At 64.8% G+C, this 18,064-nt stretch carries 19 protein-coding genes; 9 read left to right on the forward strand and 10 right to left on the reverse strand.

Features of this window, described 5'->3' with window-relative positions:
* Nucleotides 1–3 precede the first annotated feature (3 nt).
* The 7 genes from N7568_RS17925 (at nucleotide 4) to N7568_RS17955 (ending at nucleotide 3,667) form a co-directional block, all read left to right on the forward strand.
* Nucleotides 4–192 carry a hypothetical protein gene (locus tag N7568_RS17925; RefSeq protein WP_261611141.1) on the forward strand — a complete coding sequence of 63 codons (189 nt, stop codon included), beginning with the start codon at nucleotides 4–6 and terminating at the stop codon, nucleotides 190–192.
* 151 nt (nucleotides 193–343) lie between these two features.
* Nucleotides 344–1,345: a dihydroxyacetone kinase subunit DhaK gene (gene dhaK, locus N7568_RS17930; protein ID WP_261611142.1), complete on the forward strand. Its 1,002-nt coding sequence runs from the start codon at nucleotides 344–346 to the stop codon at nucleotides 1,343–1,345.
* Between the two features lie 2 nt (nucleotides 1,346–1,347).
* Nucleotides 1,348–2,010, forward strand: a complete 663-nt coding sequence (gene dhaL, locus N7568_RS17935; RefSeq protein WP_261611143.1) for a dihydroxyacetone kinase subunit DhaL — start codon at nucleotides 1,348–1,350, stop codon at nucleotides 2,008–2,010.
* Nucleotides 2,007–2,684: a dihydroxyacetone kinase phosphoryl donor subunit DhaM gene (gene dhaM, locus N7568_RS17940; protein ID WP_261611144.1), complete on the forward strand. Its 678-nt coding sequence runs from the start codon at nucleotides 2,007–2,009 to the stop codon at nucleotides 2,682–2,684. The genes dhaL and dhaM overlap by 4 nt, the downstream gene beginning before the upstream one ends.
* Nucleotides 2,685–2,774: 90 nt before the next feature.
* A complete protein-coding gene (locus tag N7568_RS17945; RefSeq protein WP_144653226.1) occupies nucleotides 2,775–2,951 on the forward strand; it encodes a CsbD family protein in 177 nt (58 codons plus the stop codon).
* 92 nt (nucleotides 2,952–3,043) lie between these two features.
* Nucleotides 3,044–3,304, forward strand: coding sequence for a DUF4235 domain-containing protein (locus tag N7568_RS17950; RefSeq protein WP_024818999.1), 261 nt, complete (start codon nucleotides 3,044–3,046; stop codon nucleotides 3,302–3,304).
* A gap of 3 nt (nucleotides 3,305–3,307) precedes the next feature.
* Complete coding sequence (locus N7568_RS17955; protein ID WP_261611145.1) at nucleotides 3,308–3,667, forward strand: VOC family protein; 360 nt, start codon at nucleotides 3,308–3,310, stop codon at nucleotides 3,665–3,667.
* 11 nt (nucleotides 3,668–3,678) lie between these two features.
* Here the strand turns inward: N7568_RS17955 and N7568_RS17960 are convergent, their stop codons facing one another.
* The gene (locus N7568_RS17960; protein WP_261611146.1) at nucleotides 3,679–4,191 is read right to left on the reverse strand and encodes a VOC family protein; all 513 of its coding nucleotides are present in this window, start codon (nucleotides 4,189–4,191) and stop codon (nucleotides 3,679–3,681) included.
* A gap of 65 nt (nucleotides 4,192–4,256) precedes the next feature.
* Between N7568_RS17960 and N7568_RS17965 the strand changes: the two genes are divergently transcribed.
* Entirely contained in the window at nucleotides 4,257–5,063 is an 807-nt protein-coding gene (locus N7568_RS17965) for an AraC family transcriptional regulator (RefSeq protein WP_261611348.1), read from the forward strand.
* Here N7568_RS17965 and N7568_RS17970 read toward each other — a convergent pair.
* From N7568_RS17970 to N7568_RS17985, 4 genes are all read right to left on the reverse strand, one after another.
* Nucleotides 5,023–6,408: a cation:dicarboxylate symporter family transporter gene (locus N7568_RS17970; RefSeq protein WP_261611147.1), complete on the reverse strand. Its 1,386-nt coding sequence runs from the start codon at nucleotides 6,406–6,408 to the stop codon at nucleotides 5,023–5,025. The genes N7568_RS17965 and N7568_RS17970 overlap by 41 nt on opposite strands.
* Nucleotides 6,409–6,550: 142 nt before the next feature.
* Entirely contained in the window at nucleotides 6,551–7,033 is a 483-nt protein-coding gene (locus N7568_RS17975; RefSeq protein ID WP_261611148.1) for a hypothetical protein, read from the reverse strand.
* Between the two features lie 113 nt (nucleotides 7,034–7,146).
* Entirely contained in the window at nucleotides 7,147–8,097 is a 951-nt protein-coding gene (locus tag N7568_RS17980) for an A/G-specific adenine glycosylase (RefSeq protein WP_261611149.1), read from the reverse strand.
* Between the two features lie 79 nt (nucleotides 8,098–8,176).
* Nucleotides 8,177–8,707, reverse strand: a complete 531-nt coding sequence (locus N7568_RS17985) for a GtrA family protein (RefSeq protein ID WP_261611150.1) — start codon at nucleotides 8,705–8,707, stop codon at nucleotides 8,177–8,179.
* Nucleotides 8,708–8,877: 170 nt separating this feature from the next.
* On the opposite strand from N7568_RS17985, the gene N7568_RS17990 reads away from it, so the two are divergent.
* Nucleotides 8,878–9,600, forward strand: coding sequence for a hypothetical protein (locus N7568_RS17990; RefSeq protein WP_261611151.1), 723 nt, complete (start codon nucleotides 8,878–8,880; stop codon nucleotides 9,598–9,600).
* A 30-nt stretch (nucleotides 9,601–9,630) separates the two neighbouring features.
* Here the strand turns inward: N7568_RS17990 and disA are convergent, their stop codons facing one another.
* From disA to N7568_RS18015, 5 genes are all read right to left on the reverse strand, one after another.
* Complete coding sequence (gene disA, locus N7568_RS17995; RefSeq protein WP_231339680.1) at nucleotides 9,631–10,707, reverse strand: DNA integrity scanning diadenylate cyclase DisA; 1,077 nt, start codon at nucleotides 10,705–10,707, stop codon at nucleotides 9,631–9,633.
* Between the two features lie 235 nt (nucleotides 10,708–10,942).
* Nucleotides 10,943–12,817 (reverse strand): allophanate hydrolase, encoded by a 1,875-nt coding sequence (atzF, locus tag N7568_RS18000; RefSeq protein ID WP_261611152.1) that lies wholly within the window; start codon nucleotides 12,815–12,817, stop codon nucleotides 10,943–10,945.
* Nucleotides 12,814–16,518 carry an urea carboxylase gene (gene uca / locus N7568_RS18005; RefSeq protein WP_261611153.1) on the reverse strand — a complete coding sequence of 1,235 codons (3,705 nt, stop codon included), beginning with the start codon at nucleotides 16,516–16,518 and terminating at the stop codon, nucleotides 12,814–12,816. The genes atzF and uca overlap by 4 nt, the downstream gene beginning before the upstream one ends.
* Complete coding sequence (locus tag N7568_RS18010) at nucleotides 16,515–17,171, reverse strand: urea amidolyase associated protein UAAP2 (RefSeq protein ID WP_261611154.1); 657 nt, start codon at nucleotides 17,169–17,171, stop codon at nucleotides 16,515–16,517. Before N7568_RS18010 ends, uca begins: the two co-directional genes overlap by 4 nt.
* The gene (locus tag N7568_RS18015; protein WP_261611155.1) at nucleotides 17,168–18,055 is read right to left on the reverse strand and encodes an urea amidolyase associated protein UAAP1; all 888 of its coding nucleotides are present in this window, start codon (nucleotides 18,053–18,055) and stop codon (nucleotides 17,168–17,170) included. Before N7568_RS18015 ends, N7568_RS18010 begins: the two co-directional genes overlap by 4 nt.
* Nucleotides 18,056–18,064 lie beyond the last annotated feature (9 nt).

Raw genomic sequence — 18,064 nt, forward strand, 5'->3', positions numbered from 1 at the left:
ACAATGGACCATCGCGTCACGTTCCCTGATTTCTCCGCGTTCCAGATCGATATTCCCCACGGGTCATGGCCGCATGAAGCCTCATGGTCCGGGGACCGCCCCTCGGACCCGGACCTGTACTCGGCGTTCTGGCCCGAGTTCCACGCCAGGCAGGACTCCGAGGCGGTGACGGCGCCGGTCACCGAGGAATAGCGCTTTTCGAAAGAAGGCGCAGGTGGAAGGGGCAGCCAACAAGGCTGTCCCTTCCGTTATTTAAGCGCTGTCACCCGCGCAAGGCCTACCGTGGCCCGGGCCGCCGGTAGTAGGGTCAGAGCACCAGCCACAGCACGCCCAGGAGCATCCCATGAAAAAGCTCATCAATGATCCACGCGCCGTGGTGGACGAATCCGTCGAAGGCTTCGGCATGGCCCATGCCGACATCGTGGACGTCCATCCCGAGCCCAAATACGTGATCCGGAAGGGCGCGCCGGTAGCGGGCAAAGTCGCCCTGGTGTCCGGCGGAGGCAGTGGCCACGAGCCCCTGCACGCGGGCTTCGTTGGGCTCGGCATGCTCGACGCCGCTGTCCCCGGCGCGGTCTTCACCTCGCCAACGCCCGACCAGATCATCCCGGCAACCGTCGCCGTGGACTCGGGTGCCGGGGTGGTGCACATCGTGAAGAACTACACCGGGGACGTCCTGAACTTTGAGACCGCAGCCGAGATGGCGCAGGCCGAAGGTGTGCATGTCCGTTCGGTACTGGTGAACGACGACGTTGCGGTGGAGGATTCGCTGTATACGGCTGGCCGCCGCGGGGTTGGCGGGACCGTCCTGGTGGAGAAGATCGCGGGTGCGTCAGCCCAGCGAGGCGACGACCTTGATACTGTCACGGCCATTGCCGAGCGCGTGGTGGCGAATGTGCGGACCATGGGCGTTGCCCTGTCCGGTTGCACGGTGCCGCACGCGGGAACTCCGAGCTTCGAGCTTGCCGATGATGAGATCGAGATCGGCATCGGCATTCACGGTGAACCTGGCCGGCACAAGATCGCGATGGAAAGTGCAGACGCCATCACGGACCGCCTGCTGGAGCCGGTGCTTGAGGATCTTGGCTTGGCCTCCGGCGACAAGGTGCTGCTTTTCGTCAACGGCATGGGCGGCACCCCGCAAAGTGAGCTGTACATCGTGTACCGGCGTGCGGCACAGGTCCTCGCCGAGCGCGGCGCCACGGTGGAACGGTCCTTGGTGGGGAACTATGTGACGTCCCTGGAGATGCAGGGCTGCTCCATTTCCGTGCTGCGCCTCGATGACGAGTTGACCAGGCTGTGGGACGCTCCCGTCCACACCGCAGCACTGCGGTGGGGGGCCTGAGGATGGGCCTGGATGTTGACTGGGCGCTGGACTGGTTGAAGCTCTCTGCCAAGGCCATGGCAGAACATCGCGTGGAGCTGATTGAACTGGACCGGCCAATCGGGGACTCGGACCACGGCGAGAACATGGATCGCGGTTTTCAGGCGGTACTCCAAAAGCTGGACGAGACCCCGCCGGAGACGCCCGGAGCGGCGCTCAAGGCCGCGGCGATGGCGCTCATGTCCAAGGTTGGCGGTGCGGCGGGACCGCTCTACGGCACGGCTTACCTGCGGGCTGCTACCTCGTTGGGGGATGCTGCCGATGTAGATGCCGAGGTGCTGGTGGCGGCCCTAGTTGCCGCCCGGGACGGCGTGGTGGCCCGGGGCAAGGCCGAGCTTGGCGACAAGACCATGATCGATGCGTGGACGCCTGCTGTTGAAGCGGCCCAAGGGGCAGCGTCAGGCGGCGCAGATCCTTTAGGTGTCCTGGAAGCGGCCGCAGAAGCTGCCGAGGCCGGGGCGGTGGCCACGGACCCGTTGGTGGCCCGCAAAGGCCGGGCCAGCTACCTGGGAGAGCGCAGTGCGGGGCATCGTGATCCTGGGGCGGCATCAACTGCCCTGCTCCTTCGTGCGGCAGCAACTGCCGCGGCCGGCTCCAGCGGTGGTACGGGAGCAGGCGCCGCATGACGGTGGGGATTGTGGTTGTTTCACACAGCGGCAAGATCGCCGAGGGGGCGGTGGAACTCGCCGCCCAGATGGCGCCCGACGTCGACCTCGCCGCCGCCGGGGGCACTGACGACGACCGGATCGGAACAAGCCTCGAGAAGGTGCTGGCCGCCGTCGAACAGTCGCTTGTTGATTCCGGAGGTGACGGCGTTGTGGTCCTCACGGATCTGGGCTCGGCGGTGATGACGGCGGAGTCGGCAGTGGAGTTCGCCAGCGATCCCGACGCCGTCCTCCTCGCCGATGCGCCGTTGGTGGAGGGGCTGGTGGCTGCGGCCGTTGCCGCCCAAGGAGGTGCCGGCGTCGAGGATGTGCGCAGAGCGGCTGAGGCCGTGGGATTCAGGGCTGCGGAACCGCCCGGGTCGGCAGACGTAGGCCAGCCGGATGCAGGCGGCGACTTCGTGCTCATCAACCCCTTGGGTATGCACGCCCGTCCCGCCGCCAAGATCGCGGGTGGCCTGTCCGGGTTGGACGCGGAGGTGACGGTCAACGGCGTCGATGGCATGTCCATCATGGCGCTTATGGCTCTTGCCGCGGGGAAAGGTTCTACCCTCCGTGTTGAGGCTCGTGGCAAGGACGCGTTGAAGGCTGTTGACTACGTGGGGCGGCTTGTTGAGGAAGGGTTTGGTGAGGTCTAGTTTCACCGGATCTGCCATCAGATATTGCTAAGTATGCTGATTAGTGATGTTGTAGAGGTACAAGGTTCCTACGACGAAAGAGGTGCGATCATGGGTGCAGACGACAAGATGGAGAATGCCGGCGAGAAGCTTGGCGGCAAGGCAAAGGAAGCTGCCGGCAAGTTGACGGACGACAAGGGCCTCGAAGCAGAAGGCAAGGGCGACCAGGTCAAGGCAGACCTCAAGGGCGCCGGCGAGAAGCTGAAGGACGCCTTCAAGAAGGACTAGGAATGTGGACAGGGCCGCTGCGGTTGCAGCGGCCCTGTCTTGTTGTGTGGGGCCTCGCTACGGGGCCTCCTATGTGATGGAGGATCTTTTTCGTGAACATACTGGTAAAAGTGTTTGGCCTGGCAATTGGCCTCGGCGCCGGCGCGCTCGCAAATAAAACGCTGGAAGGCCTATGGGAGAAGAAGACCGGCAAGCCTGCCCCCAAAGACAGCACGGACCTCAGTGACTCACTCCCGGGCGTGCTGGTCTTCGCGGTAGTTTCTGCAGGTGTCGGCGCGATAGTTCACGTTCTTACCCAGCGGGGCACCAAGAGCGCCCTGGCCCGTATGAAGAAGACAGCTGACGAGGTTTAGACCATGGCTATAGCTAAATTCCCGAGTGTCGTTATTGATTGTCCCGACGCAGCCGCACTGGCCGCCTTCTACGGCGAGCTCTTCGGTTGGGAGATCGAGGACAAGGGCGACTGGTTCGACATCCGTCCCGGCGACGGCAGCAACTGCATCTCCTTCCAACAGGTGGACGTGTACCAAGCGCCCGTCTGGCCCGGGCAAACGATCCCTCAGCAAATGCACCTGGACATGGTGGTGGAGGACCTGGACAAGGGGGAGGAGGTTGCCCTTTCACTCGGGGCGACCAAGGCCGACCACCAGCCCGGTGAGACGTTCAGGGTATTCCTTGATCCGGCCGGGCACCCCTTCTGCCTCTGCCTTTCGTAGGTTCCCGGGCCCTAGCCCTGCTGGGCTGCCCATTCCTCTACCCGGCGGTTGCTTTCCTCTTCGGAAAGGTCTTCGACGCGGGTCATGATGGACCAGCGAACACCAAACGGATCGCGGATGCTGGCGTAGCGGTCACCTGAAACGAACGTGGACAGCGGTTCCCGGATGGTGGCTCCGGCTTGCTCTGCACGCTGGACCAGGCCGTCCGCGTCGGAGCAGTAGAGGCCCAGGGAGTAGCAGTCGTCCTCGCCGGCCGGTGCCGGGACCAGGTGGTATTCGGGGTTGGGCTCACCGAGTTGGAGGTGGCCGTTGCCGAAGTCGAGTTCGGCGTGGACCACAACCCCACCCATCTCGGTCTCGCCCACCACCCTGGCGCCAAACACGTCCCGGTAGAACGCGATGGCTTCCTTGGCGTTGGGCACTGCGATGAACGGGGTGAGGCTGGTCAAGCCGTTCGGGACGCCGTGCGTGGTGTGTTCGCCGTGGGCGGCGGTGGTGGCTTCTGTGCTTGTAGTATCTGTCATGGTGATGACGCTACGTGCCTGGTGAGGGCCGGCGCTTGGAGATTCGCGACGGGTTTGGGGGTCTGATGGAGGGGTCCTTCAAAGGCATCCTCTACCCCGCGCGGCTGCCCACTTTTCATCGCCTTCCCGCCCCCGCATCCGTGGCGGACCTGGTCCAGTGGTTCTGGATCCCCGAATGGGACATTGAACCCGGCCGTTCGTCCCGCCAGCACGTGATCGCCTACCCGGCTTCCAACCTGGTGGTGCAGCCTGCTGACGTGGTCTTCTCCGGGCCCACCACCCGCGCGGCCTACCGGGATCTGACGGGAACAGGATGGGCTGTCGGCGCCCTTCTCCGACCTGCGGCCTCGCCGCTTTTCACGGACGATCCCGGAACCTTGCGTGACAAGGAAGTGGACTTGGCGTTGGCGGATCTGCACAGCGTGGTCTCGGCTGCAATGAGCGCACCTGCCGGCGAAACAGCGTCCGACGGCGGTCCGCGCCGCGAGCGGGCAGTAGCGGTTTTTGTAGACTGGCTGCTTTCCCTGGACGTTGCGCTGTCCGAGGAGGCACTTCTCGCGAACCGGATGATGGATGTCATTGCTTCTGAACCGGACATAGCCCTCATCGAGGATGCGGCTTTTCGTCTTGCGGTGTCGCCGCGAACGCTGCAACGAATTGCTAAGAAGTACGTTGGCCTGAGTCCCTCTGCCCTGATCCGCCGCCGAAGACTGCAGGATGCTGCCGAGCGCACCAGGTCCGAGCCGACAGCGGACCTTGCAGCCATCGCCGTCGAATTTGGCTATGCCGATCACGCACACCTGACGAACGACTTCCGGAAGTACTTGGGTTTCACGCCGAGCGCGTATCGGCGCTCAGCTGGGGAACCGTGAGCGGTGGCACCGAAGTTTCCGTGCCCGGGCCCGTGGACTCCGGGGTTGCGTCCTCGCCGCGGAAAGATGCCAGCATTGCCTCGCGATCGAATTGACCTTCCCATTTGGAAACCACGAACGTGGCGACGCAATTGCCCAGCAAGTTGACCACAACCCGCATGGAGTCCATCAAGCGGTCCGCTCCCAGCAGGAGGGCAACTCCCGCCACCGGGAAGATCCCAAGTGCTCCCGCCGTCGCGGAGAGGGCAAGGAAGGCTGAACCTGGAACGCCGGCCATTCCCTTGGACGTCAGCATCAGGATGCCCAACGCGGCCAGTTGCTGTCCCAGATCCAGGTTGTGGCCAAAGGCCTGGGCGAGGAAAAGGAGTGAGATGGACAGGTAGAGTGCGGCGCCGTCGAGGTTGAAGGAATATCCGGTGGGCACCACTAAACCTGTGGTTGCCCGGGAACAACCGGCGTTGGTCAGCTTGGTCATGATGCGGGGAAGAACGGATTCCGTGGAGGCCGTGCCCAGGGCAAGCATGAATTCTTCACGTGAGTACTTGATGAACTGCCACAAGGGAACGCGGGGATAAACCCAGGCCACCACAAACAGCAGGCCGATGAACACCAGGGCTGAGCCGTAGCATGCGGCAGCCAGAAGGGCATAGGTGCTCAGCGAACTGAGCCCGTACTGGCCGATGATGAAGGCCATGGCGCCGAAGGCCCCGACCGGAGCAACCCGCATGACCCACGCCATGATCTTGAAGAACAGCTCCAGCGTGGTCTCCATGAGGTCGATGACCGGCTTGCACTTCTCGCGGCCCACCACCACGATGGCTGCGCCAAAGAAGATAGCGAAGCACAGGACCTGGAGCAGCGAGTTGGACGCGAAGGCTCCTACGACGCTGGTGGGGATGATGCCCAGCAGGAACTGACCCGCGTCTTTGGGTGGGGCCGTGGTGGTCTTGGCGTTCACTGCATCCTCGGACAAGGACGCCGGGTCGATGTTCAGGCCCGCACCCGGCTGCACAAGGTTGGCAACCACTAGCCCAAAGGCCAGCGCGAAGAGTGTGGCACCGGTGAAGTAGATCAGCGCCTTCACGCCTACGCGACCCACGGACTTCACGTCCCCCACCGCAGAGATGCCCGTGACGATGACCAGGAAAATCAGTGGTGCGATGATCATTTTGATGAGCTGAATGAAGCCATCGCCGAGTGGACGAAGCGCGGATCCGACACTTGGCCACAAGTAGCCTATGGCGATGCCCAACACCACGGCCACCAGGATCTGGAAGAACAAGGACTTGTACAGCGGCTTCTTCGCTGGTGCGTTCACGGTGGCTGCGGGTGCGGGGATCTTCAAGGTGGCGCCTATCTGTGCAAGGGCCGCGCTGGGGACGCGGCTGGGATCACACAAGACGCTATGAGGGCCGTGTTTCCGAATTGCTAATTCCTGAGGCCTGTTGTGTTTAATATCGGAACTAGATTCTCACGATGTGGAAACTCTAGGTCTGGCTTAGTCCGTTCGCATCCAAGGTCACCGCGGCGGAAATGACCCGGCCGCATTGTTCGCCATAGGGGTAGTCGCCCTTCGGCGTAAACCTCAGCGTCCGCAGGGGCAAGGCTATGCCGGCCGGGGAGGTGCCGCTCACGGTTGCCTCGATGGCTGATTCGGAGATTGAGGGCATTTCCAGGAAACCCTGCAGGGTCCCATCAGGCGACGAGGTAGCCGAGCACACACCCTCTGGAGAGCACCCCTGATCCACGGCTGCAGCGCCCGGGTGTAGATCCACGTCCTTCTCGGTGCAGGTGCCGTCCTGGCAGGCCTTGAGCCGCAGCGTCCCCACCTGGTCTGCGTAGCTCGCTGTAACACTCAGGGACACCCCGGCAACATGCCCAATGGCCGGGCAGGCTACGGCTTCGGGATAGCAGCCCGGAAGCAAAGCCGCCGTTCCGGCAAGGGTCAACGCCACTCCGATTTTGCCCATGCTTCAGCGTAGGGCCGGGCGAGGCCGGCGTCTCCAGTGCGTCCCGAAGAAGCACCTGCATCGTTACGGCTCACCTTGTCCCGTTGCCGAACCGATACCGGCCCTGCCGAACGCTAGGCCGGAAGCCGCAACCCGCCGTCGTGCATTTCTGCCAAGCCGTCCACCAACAGGCCATCCAGTGCGCGCTCGAGTTGCTCCGGCGCCGAGTTGAGCCGGTGCAGAGCGGCGAGGGGGATCCCGATGCCCGACGGTGCGAATCCGAGGTCCGCCGGTGCTTGTTCGAACATCTGGCGCGGGACGGGGGTGGCGGCCTCGCGGAGGACGGCCATCACGGCACCGCGGACCTGCCGGTCGGTGCCGTGCCAGGACTGGCCTTTGGGCGTGTACGACGGCGGCGGCTCACCTGCAGCAAGCCAGGCGCAGCTTGAGCGGACAGGACAGTCGGCGCACTTGGGGCTGCGGGCGGTGCAAACCATGGCGCCGAGTTCCATGACGGACGCGTTCCAGCGAACGGACAGTTTCTGTTCGGCGGGGAGGAGAGTCTCGGCCAGGCGCATTTCCCCCGCCGTCAATGCCGGAGCGGGCAGGGCGTTTCCGGAGATGAGCCGCGCGTGGACGCGCCGGATGTTGGTGTCCACCACAGTCTCGCGGCGGCCGAAAGCAAAAGCGGCGACGGCGGCGGCGGTGTAACTGCCGACGCCCGGCAGCCCCAGCAGCTCGGTATACGTGTCAGGAACGTTGCCGCCATGCTGCTCTCGGATGGCGACGGCGGCCGCGTGCAGTCGCAAGGCGCGGCGTGGATATCCGAGGCGGCCCCAGTGACGGACGGCCTCTCCGGAAGGCTCCGCGGCAAGGTGACCCGGCGTGGGCCAGCGGTCCATCCAGTCGCGCCACACGGGCAGCACCCGCACCACGGGTGTTTGTTGGAGCATGACTTCGCTGACCAGGATGCCCCATGCGCTGCAGTCCGGTTCACGCCACGGCAAGTCCCTGGCCGTTTCTGCGAACCAGTGATCCAAGGCGTCGTGGAGCTTGGCCAGCTGGTGGGAATCGGGAAGTGTCATACTGCCATCCACTGTAGTGGAATCCCGTCTGCCAAGAGACGCCCCCGAATCCGCCGCCAGAGGTCTGAGCTGCCTGACCCTATCGGCTGTCGGTGGCAGCGTGGACGCTCTGCTTCGGTGCTTCGTGGTCGAAGACTTCGTGGTCATGTGAGAATGCAGGTTCTTCGTCCAACTCCTCATTGAAAACGAAGAACCTGTAGGCGAGAAAGCGGAAGATTGTTCCAAGAATCAATCCAATGACTCCACCTGCGATGAAATCTGCTGTGAATGACTGCAGGCCAAGAACATAGCGGGAGACGACCTGGCAGACGAGGACGATCAGGAGGCCGATGCCGTTCATGGCCAAAAACAATGCGAACTCCTTCCACGCACGCTCGGACCTTCTGTGCCGGAATGTCCAATAGCGGTTGGCGAACCACGAGAACAGTGTCGCCACGGCGGTAGAGACGATTCGAGCTTTGATGGTGCTGTCCGACATCGGTCCATGCCAGAGGACGGTATAGATTCCGTTATCAATAACCCAGCCAAGGCCACCCACAAGGCCGAACTTCGCTACCTCCCGCCAGAGGAGATTAATCAGCCCTGCTATTCGGGTCACAAGAGTGCTCACAGTTCCTTCCGAAAGGGTTGCCTGGGGAATGACATCATCAGAGGCACCGCATTGCTGCTTGAAGGAACCCCGCCACTACCCTAATCGAGGCCGACGTCACACAGGTCCGGATTGAGGCCCAGCGGCGTGTAGGTTAGGCGCCCTGACACGCGCGAGCCTAGCCTAGAAGCATGGCCAACAAGGGTAAGCAGCAGTCGACCGTGCGCTCATCAGCGCCGGCGAAGGGTGCTGCCCGTGGCTCATCCGGCGCCGGTACGCCGGGCAAAAGCAGCCCGACGAACAGGCGCAGGCCCAGTCCTGCCGTGTACCGCCGTCGTCGACAGGTTGTATTTGGTGCGCTGCTGCTGGTGATCGCCTTGCTCGTGGTTGGCGCGGTGGCCGTCACTGGGGCGCTCACTGGGCAGTCCGAGCCGCAAGCCGTCACTACCCCGGAGGCCTCGCAGGCGCCGACGCAGGGCAGTGCCCCGTCCGGAACGCCGTCACCCTCCGCTTCTCCCACGCCAGTGTGCGACTTCAACCTGATGACCGTCGCCGCCAAGACTGACAAGCCCGCCTACGGTGCGGAGGACAAGCCGCTGCTCACCATGACCATCACCAACGGTGGCGCAGCCCCCTGCGAGGTCAACGTGGGTACATCCCAGATGGAGTACCTGGTGATGAGTGGCGGGGACCGGATCTTCTCGTCCAAGGACTGCCAGACCGGCGGCGAGGACCTCATCAAGACCATCCAGCCCGGCAAGAGTGAGACCGCAAATTTCCCGTGGCAACGCAACCGGACCCTTGAGGGCTGCGGTGCGATCAACGCCAAGCCCGGTGGCGGCGGGGCCTACTACACCTTCGAGGCGCGGCTGGGAAACAAAGCCAGCCCCAAAGCCGTCTTCCAGCTGAACTAACGCTTTGGGCGTCCGACGACGGCAGGCGGCTTAGAGGAACCGGTCCAGGAGGCTGGCCTCGGCCATGCGGCTCAGGCCCTCGCGGACTGTGCGGGCACGCTGGTCGCCGATGCCGTCCACTGTCATGAGGTCGTCAATAGTTGCTGCCATGAGGTTCTGCAGCCCGCCGAAGTAGTCCACCAGTCGGTCGGCGACGGCCTTGGGCACTGACTTCAAACCGGACAGCAGACGGTAGCCGCGCGGCTGGACTACGGCGTCCAGTTGCTCAACCCCGCCGGCGAAACCGATGATGTGCGCGATGCGGCTGAGATCGATCAGTTCGGTAGGGCCCAGGTTGAGGAGTGCCTGGACGGCTTCCTCTATTTCCTCAGGCGAGGCGTCCGGGTCAGAGTAGTCGCGGATGATGACGTCGCTGCCGGGCCCGCGGCCCATGGTGAGCTCTTCCACCTGGAGGGAAAGGAGCCGGCCGTCTTCGCCAAGTTCCAGCACGTACTGGGCGATTTCTTCGGAGATGCGCCGGACCATTTCCTGGCGCTGCAGGGTGACGGCGACGTCCCTGACCGTGACCAGGGCTTCGATTTCCAGGGCAGAGAGTGAGCTGGTGACCTGGTCCAACCTGGCGCTGTACCGCTCAAGGGTTGCCAAGGCCTGGTTGGCGCGGGCCAGGACCTTCTCGGACCCCTCCAGCACGTGCCGCAGGCCGTTCACGTAGAGCGCGATGATCTGCATGGACTGGCTGACGGAAATGACGGGCACGCCGGTCTGGATGGCGACGCGTTCGGCTGTGCGGTGCCTTGTACCGGATTCCTGGGTTTCGATGCTCGAGTCCGGAACCAGTTGGACGGCCGCGCGGACGATGTTGCTGGCATCCTTGTCACAGATGATGGCACCGTCCATCTTGGCCAGCTCACGCAGGCGCGTGGGGGAGAAATCGATGCCGATATCGAATCCGCCGGAACAGATGGAGTCGATGGTGCGGTCATAGCCCAGCACAATCAAGGCGCCTGTTCGTCCACGGAGGATGCGTTCAAGGCCATCACGCAACGGAGTTCCGGGTGCGACTCTGGCCAGAGTCGCCTTGAGTGACTCTTCCGGGCTCCGGGCCATAGGGTTTCCCTTCGAAGGTGCAAGCCTCGGCTCACAGACAAGCTGAATCCGGCATCAGTGGGCACTCATGAAAAATGGCCCAATGACGACAAGCACAATGATAGGGCTTCCGGGCACCGTTAACCGCACCAGCAAGCCCCAAAGTGGGTCATTTCGTGATGTTCGGCAATGCCCTGAAAGTGGTTTGGCGGCCAATCGACGGAACCCCCATTTCCGTTGATCAGCCGCCTGCCGCCTAGATCCGGCCGCGCCCAAGCCCGGTCAGCAACGCTCCTCCTGCCTCGCGCCAAAACCCGTGGCCTCCCGATCCAGCAGCGTCATTCTCCAGGTATTTAATCCAATCGCGGTACTCGGTAATGTCCTGTCCTTCTGCCGCAGCCACGGCGTCACAGGCAAAGCCCACGGCTTTGCTGCCATCGTCCAGCGTGATGGAACCCAGCAGCATGGGTTCCGGCAGTTCAGCAAGAAATGATCCAAGCCCGGCCTCTGAAAGCAGCCACCTCTCGGCCACGAGCCCGGCTCCCCGGGCTGATCGCACCACACCGGGCTTGGGCGGCGTGGTCTTTAACGCCACCATCCGATACTGCGGGCCCGTGGTCACTTTGCCGTCCCAGAAAGCTCCGCGGCGTTCCAGTTCAGCCGCCAGTGGTTGCCCCTTACGGTGCGCCCCTACCACCACCAAGGGAACGACGGCGGCTCCCGCAGCAACCGGCCACGGCACCTTGGGATCGGGCGACTGGGCGGGTGCGGGCCTTGCTGCGGCACCCGCGGCGAACAGTTCCGGCAGTTCCGGGGTGAGCTCGATCCGGCGCGCGATGTCCGCGGCCACCCCGTCCTCGAAGGTCCGGGCAACCACGGTCAGGCCGAACTGCGCGGTGCTGCTTGTGTCGCCCGCGCCGCCTGTTTCGTTGACGGTGCCCGCCGGCACCGCCACGGCACTGAGATCGAAGAGGTTGCAGAAATTGGTATAGGTGCCCATCCGGGAGTTGACCCCCACGGGATCGGCTGCGACCTCCGCCAGCGTCGGATGGAACGGCGCCGTGGGAACTATCAGCGCATCGAAGCCCTCCAAGCGTTCCATGGCTTGATGCCTGAGCTGCTCCAACGCCGCCGTGTCCGCCACATACTGGTGCGCAGGTACGTTGCCCGCAGCCTTGATGATGCCGGCGACTGTGGGGTCCAGCGCTGCGGGCGCCCCGCCAGAGGTCACCGAGTCAATGAAGCTGCCGACGGCGGCGTAGCGTTCGGCCACCAATCCGCCGTCGTACAGCAGCCGTGCGGCCTCCAGGAAGACGTCCAGTTCGATGGCTTCGGCCACTACTCCCGTGGACCGCAACCGCTCAATCTGCGCCTGGAACTCGGCCGCCCAGGCGTCCGGGAGTGCCGGCAGAGCGGCGGGATAGGCCACCCTCGGTGTGGACGGCGCCGCAACCTTGGCGTCTGCAGGCCAGGGGCGGCCCTGCCCGGCCATGATTCCCATGGCGAGCTCCGCAGTGGCGAGGTCGCGGGCGAAGATGGTTGCCGTATCCCAGGAACGGCATGCCGGGACCACGCCTTCGGTGGACACAACGCCCAAGGTCGGCTTGATCCCCACGATTCCCTGCAGCGCGGCGGGAATCCTGCCCGAACCCGCAGTGTCCGTGCCGATGGCAATGTCCACAAGGCCCAAGGCCACCGCCACGGCAGATCCCGAACTGGAGCCGCCGGAGATCCTCTCGGGACGCCTCGCATCACGGACAGCACCATACGGGCTGCGGGTACCCACCAGACCAGTGGCGAACTGGTCAAGATTGGTGGCCCCGAGCACCAGAGCGCCCGCGGCGCGGAGCCTTGCAACCGGTACCGCATCCCGGGCGGGTACCTCCCCAAAGCCGGGGCACGCCGCCGTCGTGGTTAAACCGGCAACATCCACGTTGTTCTTCACGGCGAGCAAGAGGCCGGCAAGCGGAAGGTTCTCACCGGCCGCCACGGCGGCGTCAATCCCGGCCGCTTCTGCCAGCAGTTCATCCCGCCCCCGCAGGTGGATCCAGATTTCAGGACGGCCGACGGCGTCGATCGCACGGAGCGCTGCCCGGACGCGTTCCGCTGTGACTCCGGTAGGGCTGTTCATGACGTGCTTCCTTCCAGAACGAGCGCGGGTTCCCGGACATCCACGGGCTCCAGGACCACCAGTGCTTCGCCTGCCACCACTTGGGCGCCGGCGGTGGGCAGGACCCGTTGAACCAAGCCATCCACCGGAGCCTGGATGACCGTCTCCATCTTCATCGCTTCAAGGGAGACCAGCGGCTGACCGGCCACCACCAAGTCTCCGGGTTCCACGTCCACTTTCCAGACGCTGGCGGCGAACGGCGACGTCACCAAAGTGCCGCCGTCGGGCACTACGACGTCGTCGGCCGGCGGCGCCAACGAAACGGCCTGCTCGGCACGGTCGAACTCCCCGGCTTCCTCCCAAGCCTGGCGCTCCACGGCGAAAGCGGCCGACTGGGTCTCGCGGAACTCCGCAATGGAGACGCTGTTGCGGTCCAGGAATTCCTCATGTTCCGCCAGCGAGAACGTGCCGTCCTGGATTTCCACGCCGCGGCCGCGGCCTGCAGCCATGTCTGCGCGGAGGTCCAGGAGTTCCTCGGGACTGACGGGGTACCAGGAAATGCGGTCGAAGAACCTGAGCAGCCAAGGCGAGCCCGGTTCAAACGGTGCCGAATCCGCGTACCGCGACCAAACCTGGGTGGTGCGGCCAACGAACTGGTAGCCGCCGGGACCTTCCATGCCGTAAATGCACATATAAGCTCCACCAATGCCCACGGCATTCTCGGGTGTCCAGGTGCGGGCAGGGTTGTACTTGGTGGTTACCAGCCGGTGCCGCGGATCCAATGGAGTTGCCACCGGCGCTCCGAGGTACACGTCGCCCAGGCCCAGGACGAGGTACTCCGCGTTGAAGACGGTATCGAAGACGTCGTTGACGGAGTCCAGACCGTTGATGCGGCGGATGAACTCGATGTTCCACGGGCACCATGGGGCGTCGTCGCGGACACCGGCCATGTAGCGCTCGATCGCCTCGCGGGTGGCGGGATCGTCCCAGGACAACGGGAGGCGAACACTGCGGCTGGGCACCACCAGCTCCGAGCTTGCAGGGAGAGAGGCGTCCACCTCGCGCACCAGGCCCAACAGCTTCGAAGTGGGAAGGACCGACGGATCGGCCTTGATCTGCAGGGAACGGATACCGGGAGTCAGATCCACGATGCCCCGGACTGCGAGGCGCTCGAGTTCCTGATGGAGGGCGTGGACACGGGCGCGGAGGCCAAGGTCCAGCACCATGTCGCCGTACTCCACCAAAAGGTTGTCATCACCGGAGCGCCGGTAGGTGACTGCGGGCCGGCCGTCGCCTTCGGGCACCCGGCCCAGCACGCCGTCGTCGCCGTCTCCGCGGAGCAGCCCGGCGGTGCCTGAAGCCGAACCGGAAGCCGAGAGGGTGCCCGTGGTGAAACCGGCGCTACCCGGCAAAATCAGCTGCCTCGCAGCGCCAAGTTCGTTAATGGAAGGCGCCTCAACCGAGCGGATGGGCACAAAGCGGACCTTATCGCCCGGACGGAGTTGGCCCAGCTTCCAGCGCTCGCCGGTCACGACGGTGACGGGGCAGACGAAACCGCCCAGGCTGGGACCATCAGGACCCAGGAGAATGGGGGTGTCGCCGGTGAAGTCCAAGGCACCCACCGAATAGGCGGTGTCGTGGATGTTGGAGGGGTGCAGTCCGGCCTCTCCGCCGTCATTGCGTGCCCAGCGCGGTTTGGGGCCGATCAGGCGGACGCCGGTGCGGGCCGAGTTGAAGTGGACCTCGTATTCGGTGGCGTACAGTTCCTCGATGTCTTCGCGTTGGAAGAATTCCGGTGCACCGTGTGGCCCCTCCACCACATTCAGCTGCCATTCCGTGGTGAGTGCCGGGCGGCTCTCCACCGGAACTGCGCCGGGGACGGTTTCGGGCAGGTGACCGGTGACCGTGCGGAGCACATCGCTGGCCCGCAGCACGCGGCCGCCGTGGCCACCGAACTGGCCCAACGTGAAGGTGGACGCACTGCCGAGGTACCGGGGAACATCCAGCCCGCCTTCAAAGAGGACATAGCCCCTCAGCCCGGATCCGTCGGCCGTTCCAACATCCAGCAGGCCGTTATCAGGTACGGTGATGGGCTCCCAAGTGCTGGCAGGCTTGCCGTTGACGGTCACGGTGACGTCGGCGCCGGTGACACACACTGTGGTGGCGTGGGTGAAGCGGAGCGCCGGTCCGGCCATGGTGAATTCCAGGCCGGGTGCACCCTCAGGATTGCCCAGCGCGGTGTTGCCCAGCCGGAACGACAAATCATCCATGGGGCCACTCGGCGGGACGCCGATCTGCCACAGCCCGATCCTGCCCGGCCAGTCCTGCACACTGGTCTGGAGACCCGGCCGTTCAACAGTGATCCGCGGTTCAGGATCACCCACGGTGTTCAGGGTTCCGGTGGAATGCTCCGCGGCGCGGACCACGTCCATGCCGGCCACGGCGCGCAGCATGCCCAGGTTGGTCTCGATGCCATCAATGCGGGTCTCCGCCAACGCGGCAGCCAGGGCGTCGAAGGCGGCGTCACGGGTGGTGCCGGACGTGATGACCTTGCCCAGCAGGGGATCGTAGCTGGTGGAGACTTCGCTGCCGGTCTCCACCCAGGCGTCAATGCGCACGACGTCGGAGGCCGGGTACTGCGCGTTGGTGACGGTTCCGGCGCTGGGCTGGAAGTTCCGGGCCGGGTCTTCTGCATAGATGCGGGCTTCCACAGCGTGGCCTGAGACGGGCACGCTGTCCGGCACGCCCTGAAGCACGGGCTCCTGCTGGGCGAGGTTCAGCATCCACTCCACCAGGTCAACGCCGGTGATGGCTTCGGTGACTGGGTGCTCTACTTGCAGCCGTGCATTGACTTCCAGGAAGGATGCTTCCTGCCGGACGGGGTCGTACACGAACTCCACCGTTCCGGCCGAGCGGTAGCCCACGGAGGCGCACAGCGCGCGGGAGCTTCGGTGCAGTTCCTCCCTTAACGCATCAGGGAGGTCCGGCGCCGGGGCTTCTTCAAGCACTTTCTGGTGGCGGCGTTGCAGCGAGCAGTCACGGTCGCCGAGGCTCACCACGCGGTCCTCACCGTCGCCGAACACCTGGACTTCCACGTGGCGGGCATGTTCGATGTAGCGCTCGGCAAAGACGCCGGCCGTTCCAAAGCTGGAACTGGCCAGGCGGGCCACCCGGGAGTAGTTGTCGCGGAGTTCGGCTTCGTCGCGGCAGACGGCCATGCCGATACCACCGCCACCCCCGGTTGCCTTGAGCATGAGCGGGAAACCGATGGTTTCCGATGCTGCCACGGCTTCGTCCAGATCCTCCAGGAGGCCGGATCCGGCGATCATGGGAACGCCAGCGCGTTGGGCGGCATCGCGGGCCGTGTGCTTGGTGCCGAAGATCCGGAGCTGGTCCGGGGTGGGGCCTACGAAGACCAGGCCGGCCGCTTCAACAGCTTCCGCGAAGGCTGCGTCCTCGGACAGGAACCCGTAGCCAGGGTGAATGGCTCCCGCCCCGGTGGCGGCTGCCGCACTGAGGATGGCGTCGACCTTGAGATACGACTCCTTGGCGGGTGCAGGTCCGAGCAGGACGGCCTCGTCAGCGAGCTTTACATGCTTGGCACCGCGGTCCGCTTCGGAGAAGACGGCGACGGTGCGGAGTCCTGCCTTGCGGGCGGACTCGATGATCCGGCAGGCGATCTCGCCCCGGTTGGCAATGAGGAGGGTGTCGAAGCGGTTCATGCGCGGGCCTCCGGACGTGTGACGATCATGCGCACCGGCGTGGGGTTGAAGCCGTTGCAGGGGTTGTTGATTTGGGGGCAATTGGACACCAGTACCAACGTGTCCACTTCGGCGCGGAGTGCCACTCGCTTGCCTGGCGCGGACAGCCCGTCCACGATGCCCAGCGCGCCGTCAGGATCCACCGGCACGTTCATGAACCAGTTGATGTTGGACACCAAGTCCTTCTTTCCGAGGTCCCACTTGGCGCCTTCAATGAGGAAGTTCTCAACGCAGGCGTGCTGTTCGTGGGTGTGCTGGCCGTAGCGGAGAGTGTTGGATTCCTGGGAGCAGGCACCGCCGATGGTGTCGTGGACGCCAACTTCGTCCGCCACCACTGTCATGAGTGCCTGGCCGCTGTCGGCGCGGAGGACCGAGCCAGTGGTGAGGAAAATGCTGCCTTGGGTTGCGACGGTCACGGCCGCCGAGTACCGGGTGCTGGTGTCTTTGGCCGCGTAGAGAATGCAGTCCACGGCCTGGTTGCCGTCGAGGTCCACAATGGTGAGCACGTCTCCGGCCTCAACCACGGCAGACCATGGGCCGCGGGCTTCCACCAGCTCGTCCAATACGACGCGGCCAGGGACCAGTGCGGGGGTGATTTCTGCGGTGGCGTTCATGCGGAGGTCCTTGCGTTGTAGTCGAGTTCTGTGTTGTGGAGGGCCAGACGCCCCTCCGGGCCCAGGTCTACGTTGAGGGTTCCGTCCCTGAGTGCCTCCAGGTCCTGGGGGGCCTGCCACGCAACGATGTCCACGGCGCTTCCCGTGAACTCCGGACGCGGGTCCAACGGGTGGGCGGTATTGGCCAGGACCAGCGCTGCGTCCATGTGGAGGAGAAGTTCGACGGCGGCCCCGGCACCGGCGCTGCCGCCGAACTGGATGCTGCCATCAGGGTCTACGGTGATGCCCTTGAAGAACGAGATCGACGGCGGCAGTTGCGTTTGGCTGATGCCATGCTTCATGCCGCCAAGGGTCAACAGTTCACGGCCGGCCGGTGACGGGCTGTGCGCTGATCCGGCACCGTACTTTGCGGTGTTGCCGGCGAGGTGTGTGGTGCCGGTGAGGGCATCGTGGTTGCCGGACGAGTCGGCCACCACGGTGGCCATCAGCCGGCCGGCGTCGGACAGCAGGGGGTGACCTGTGGTCATGTAGGCCTGCCAGGGGACCTTGACCGTGTCCGCGACGTTGAGCCGCTCGTGCTGGGCGCCGCTCCGGACGATGACAGCGTGAACGCAAGCATCGCCGTCGAGGTCTGTGATCCTGATGCGCGTCCCGCGGGCCAGTTCCAGATGGGTGTAGCGGCCAAAGGCCAGCGTCTCGGCCCAGGTCAACGCCGTCTTTGCCTCCGCGGGGAGGCTCTCCGTCAACCGCGCCGGAGCGGAAGCGGGCGGGACATGGATCATGGTCTCCGCTGCCCGGCCGTGCTGGGCCCGGGCATGCAACTTGGCGCCTGCCGTGGTGGCGGTTCCGTTTTCAGTAGTCCGTGTTTCGAGAGTCTGTGTCATGGCATTCAT

This window comes from Paenarthrobacter aurescens (genome assembly GCF_025421775.1).
Taxonomy (GTDB): domain Bacteria; phylum Actinomycetota; class Actinomycetes; order Actinomycetales; family Micrococcaceae; genus Arthrobacter; species Arthrobacter aurescens_B.

Bases quoted from the DNA above. Each gene is read 5' to 3' on its own strand.
- N7568_RS17925 (WP_261611141.1), top strand. From the start codon at position 4: ATGGACCATCGCGTCACGTTCCCTGATTTCTCCGCGTTCCAGATCGAT.
- dhaK (WP_261611142.1), top strand. From the start codon at position 344: ATGAAAAAGCTCATCAATGATCCACGCGCCGTGGTGGACGAATCCGTC.
- dhaL (WP_261611143.1), top strand. From the start codon at position 1,348: ATGGGCCTGGATGTTGACTGGGCGCTGGACTGGTTGAAGCTCTCTGCC.
- dhaM (WP_261611144.1), top strand. From the start codon at position 2,007: ATGACGGTGGGGATTGTGGTTGTTTCACACAGCGGCAAGATCGCCGAG.
- N7568_RS17945 (WP_144653226.1), top strand. From the start codon at position 2,775: ATGGGTGCAGACGACAAGATGGAGAATGCCGGCGAGAAGCTTGGCGGC.
- N7568_RS17955 (WP_261611145.1), top strand. From the start codon at position 3,308: ATGGCTATAGCTAAATTCCCGAGTGTCGTTATTGATTGTCCCGACGCA.
- N7568_RS17960 (WP_261611146.1), bottom strand. From the start codon at position 4,191: ATGACAGATACTACAAGCACAGAAGCCACCACCGCCGCCCACGGCGAA.
- N7568_RS17965 (WP_261611348.1), top strand. From the start codon at position 4,257: ATGGAGGGGTCCTTCAAAGGCATCCTCTACCCCGCGCGGCTGCCCACT.
- N7568_RS17975 (WP_261611148.1), bottom strand. From the start codon at position 7,033: ATGGGCAAAATCGGAGTGGCGTTGACCCTTGCCGGAACGGCGGCTTTG.
- N7568_RS17980 (WP_261611149.1), bottom strand. From the start codon at position 8,097: ATGACACTTCCCGATTCCCACCAGCTGGCCAAGCTCCACGACGCCTTG.
- N7568_RS17990 (WP_261611151.1), top strand. From the start codon at position 8,878: ATGGCCAACAAGGGTAAGCAGCAGTCGACCGTGCGCTCATCAGCGCCG.
- disA (WP_231339680.1), bottom strand. From the start codon at position 10,707: ATGGCCCGGAGCCCGGAAGAGTCACTCAAGGCGACTCTGGCCAGAGTC.
- atzF (WP_261611152.1), bottom strand. From the start codon at position 12,817: ATGAACAGCCCTACCGGAGTCACAGCGGAACGCGTCCGGGCAGCGCTC.
- uca (WP_261611153.1), bottom strand. From the start codon at position 16,518: ATGAACCGCTTCGACACCCTCCTCATTGCCAACCGGGGCGAGATCGCC.
- N7568_RS18010 (WP_261611154.1), bottom strand. From the start codon at position 17,171: ATGAACGCCACCGCAGAAATCACCCCCGCACTGGTCCCTGGCCGCGTC.
- N7568_RS18015 (WP_261611155.1), bottom strand. From the start codon at position 18,055: ATGACACAGACTCTCGAAACACGGACTACTGAAAACGGAACCGCCACC.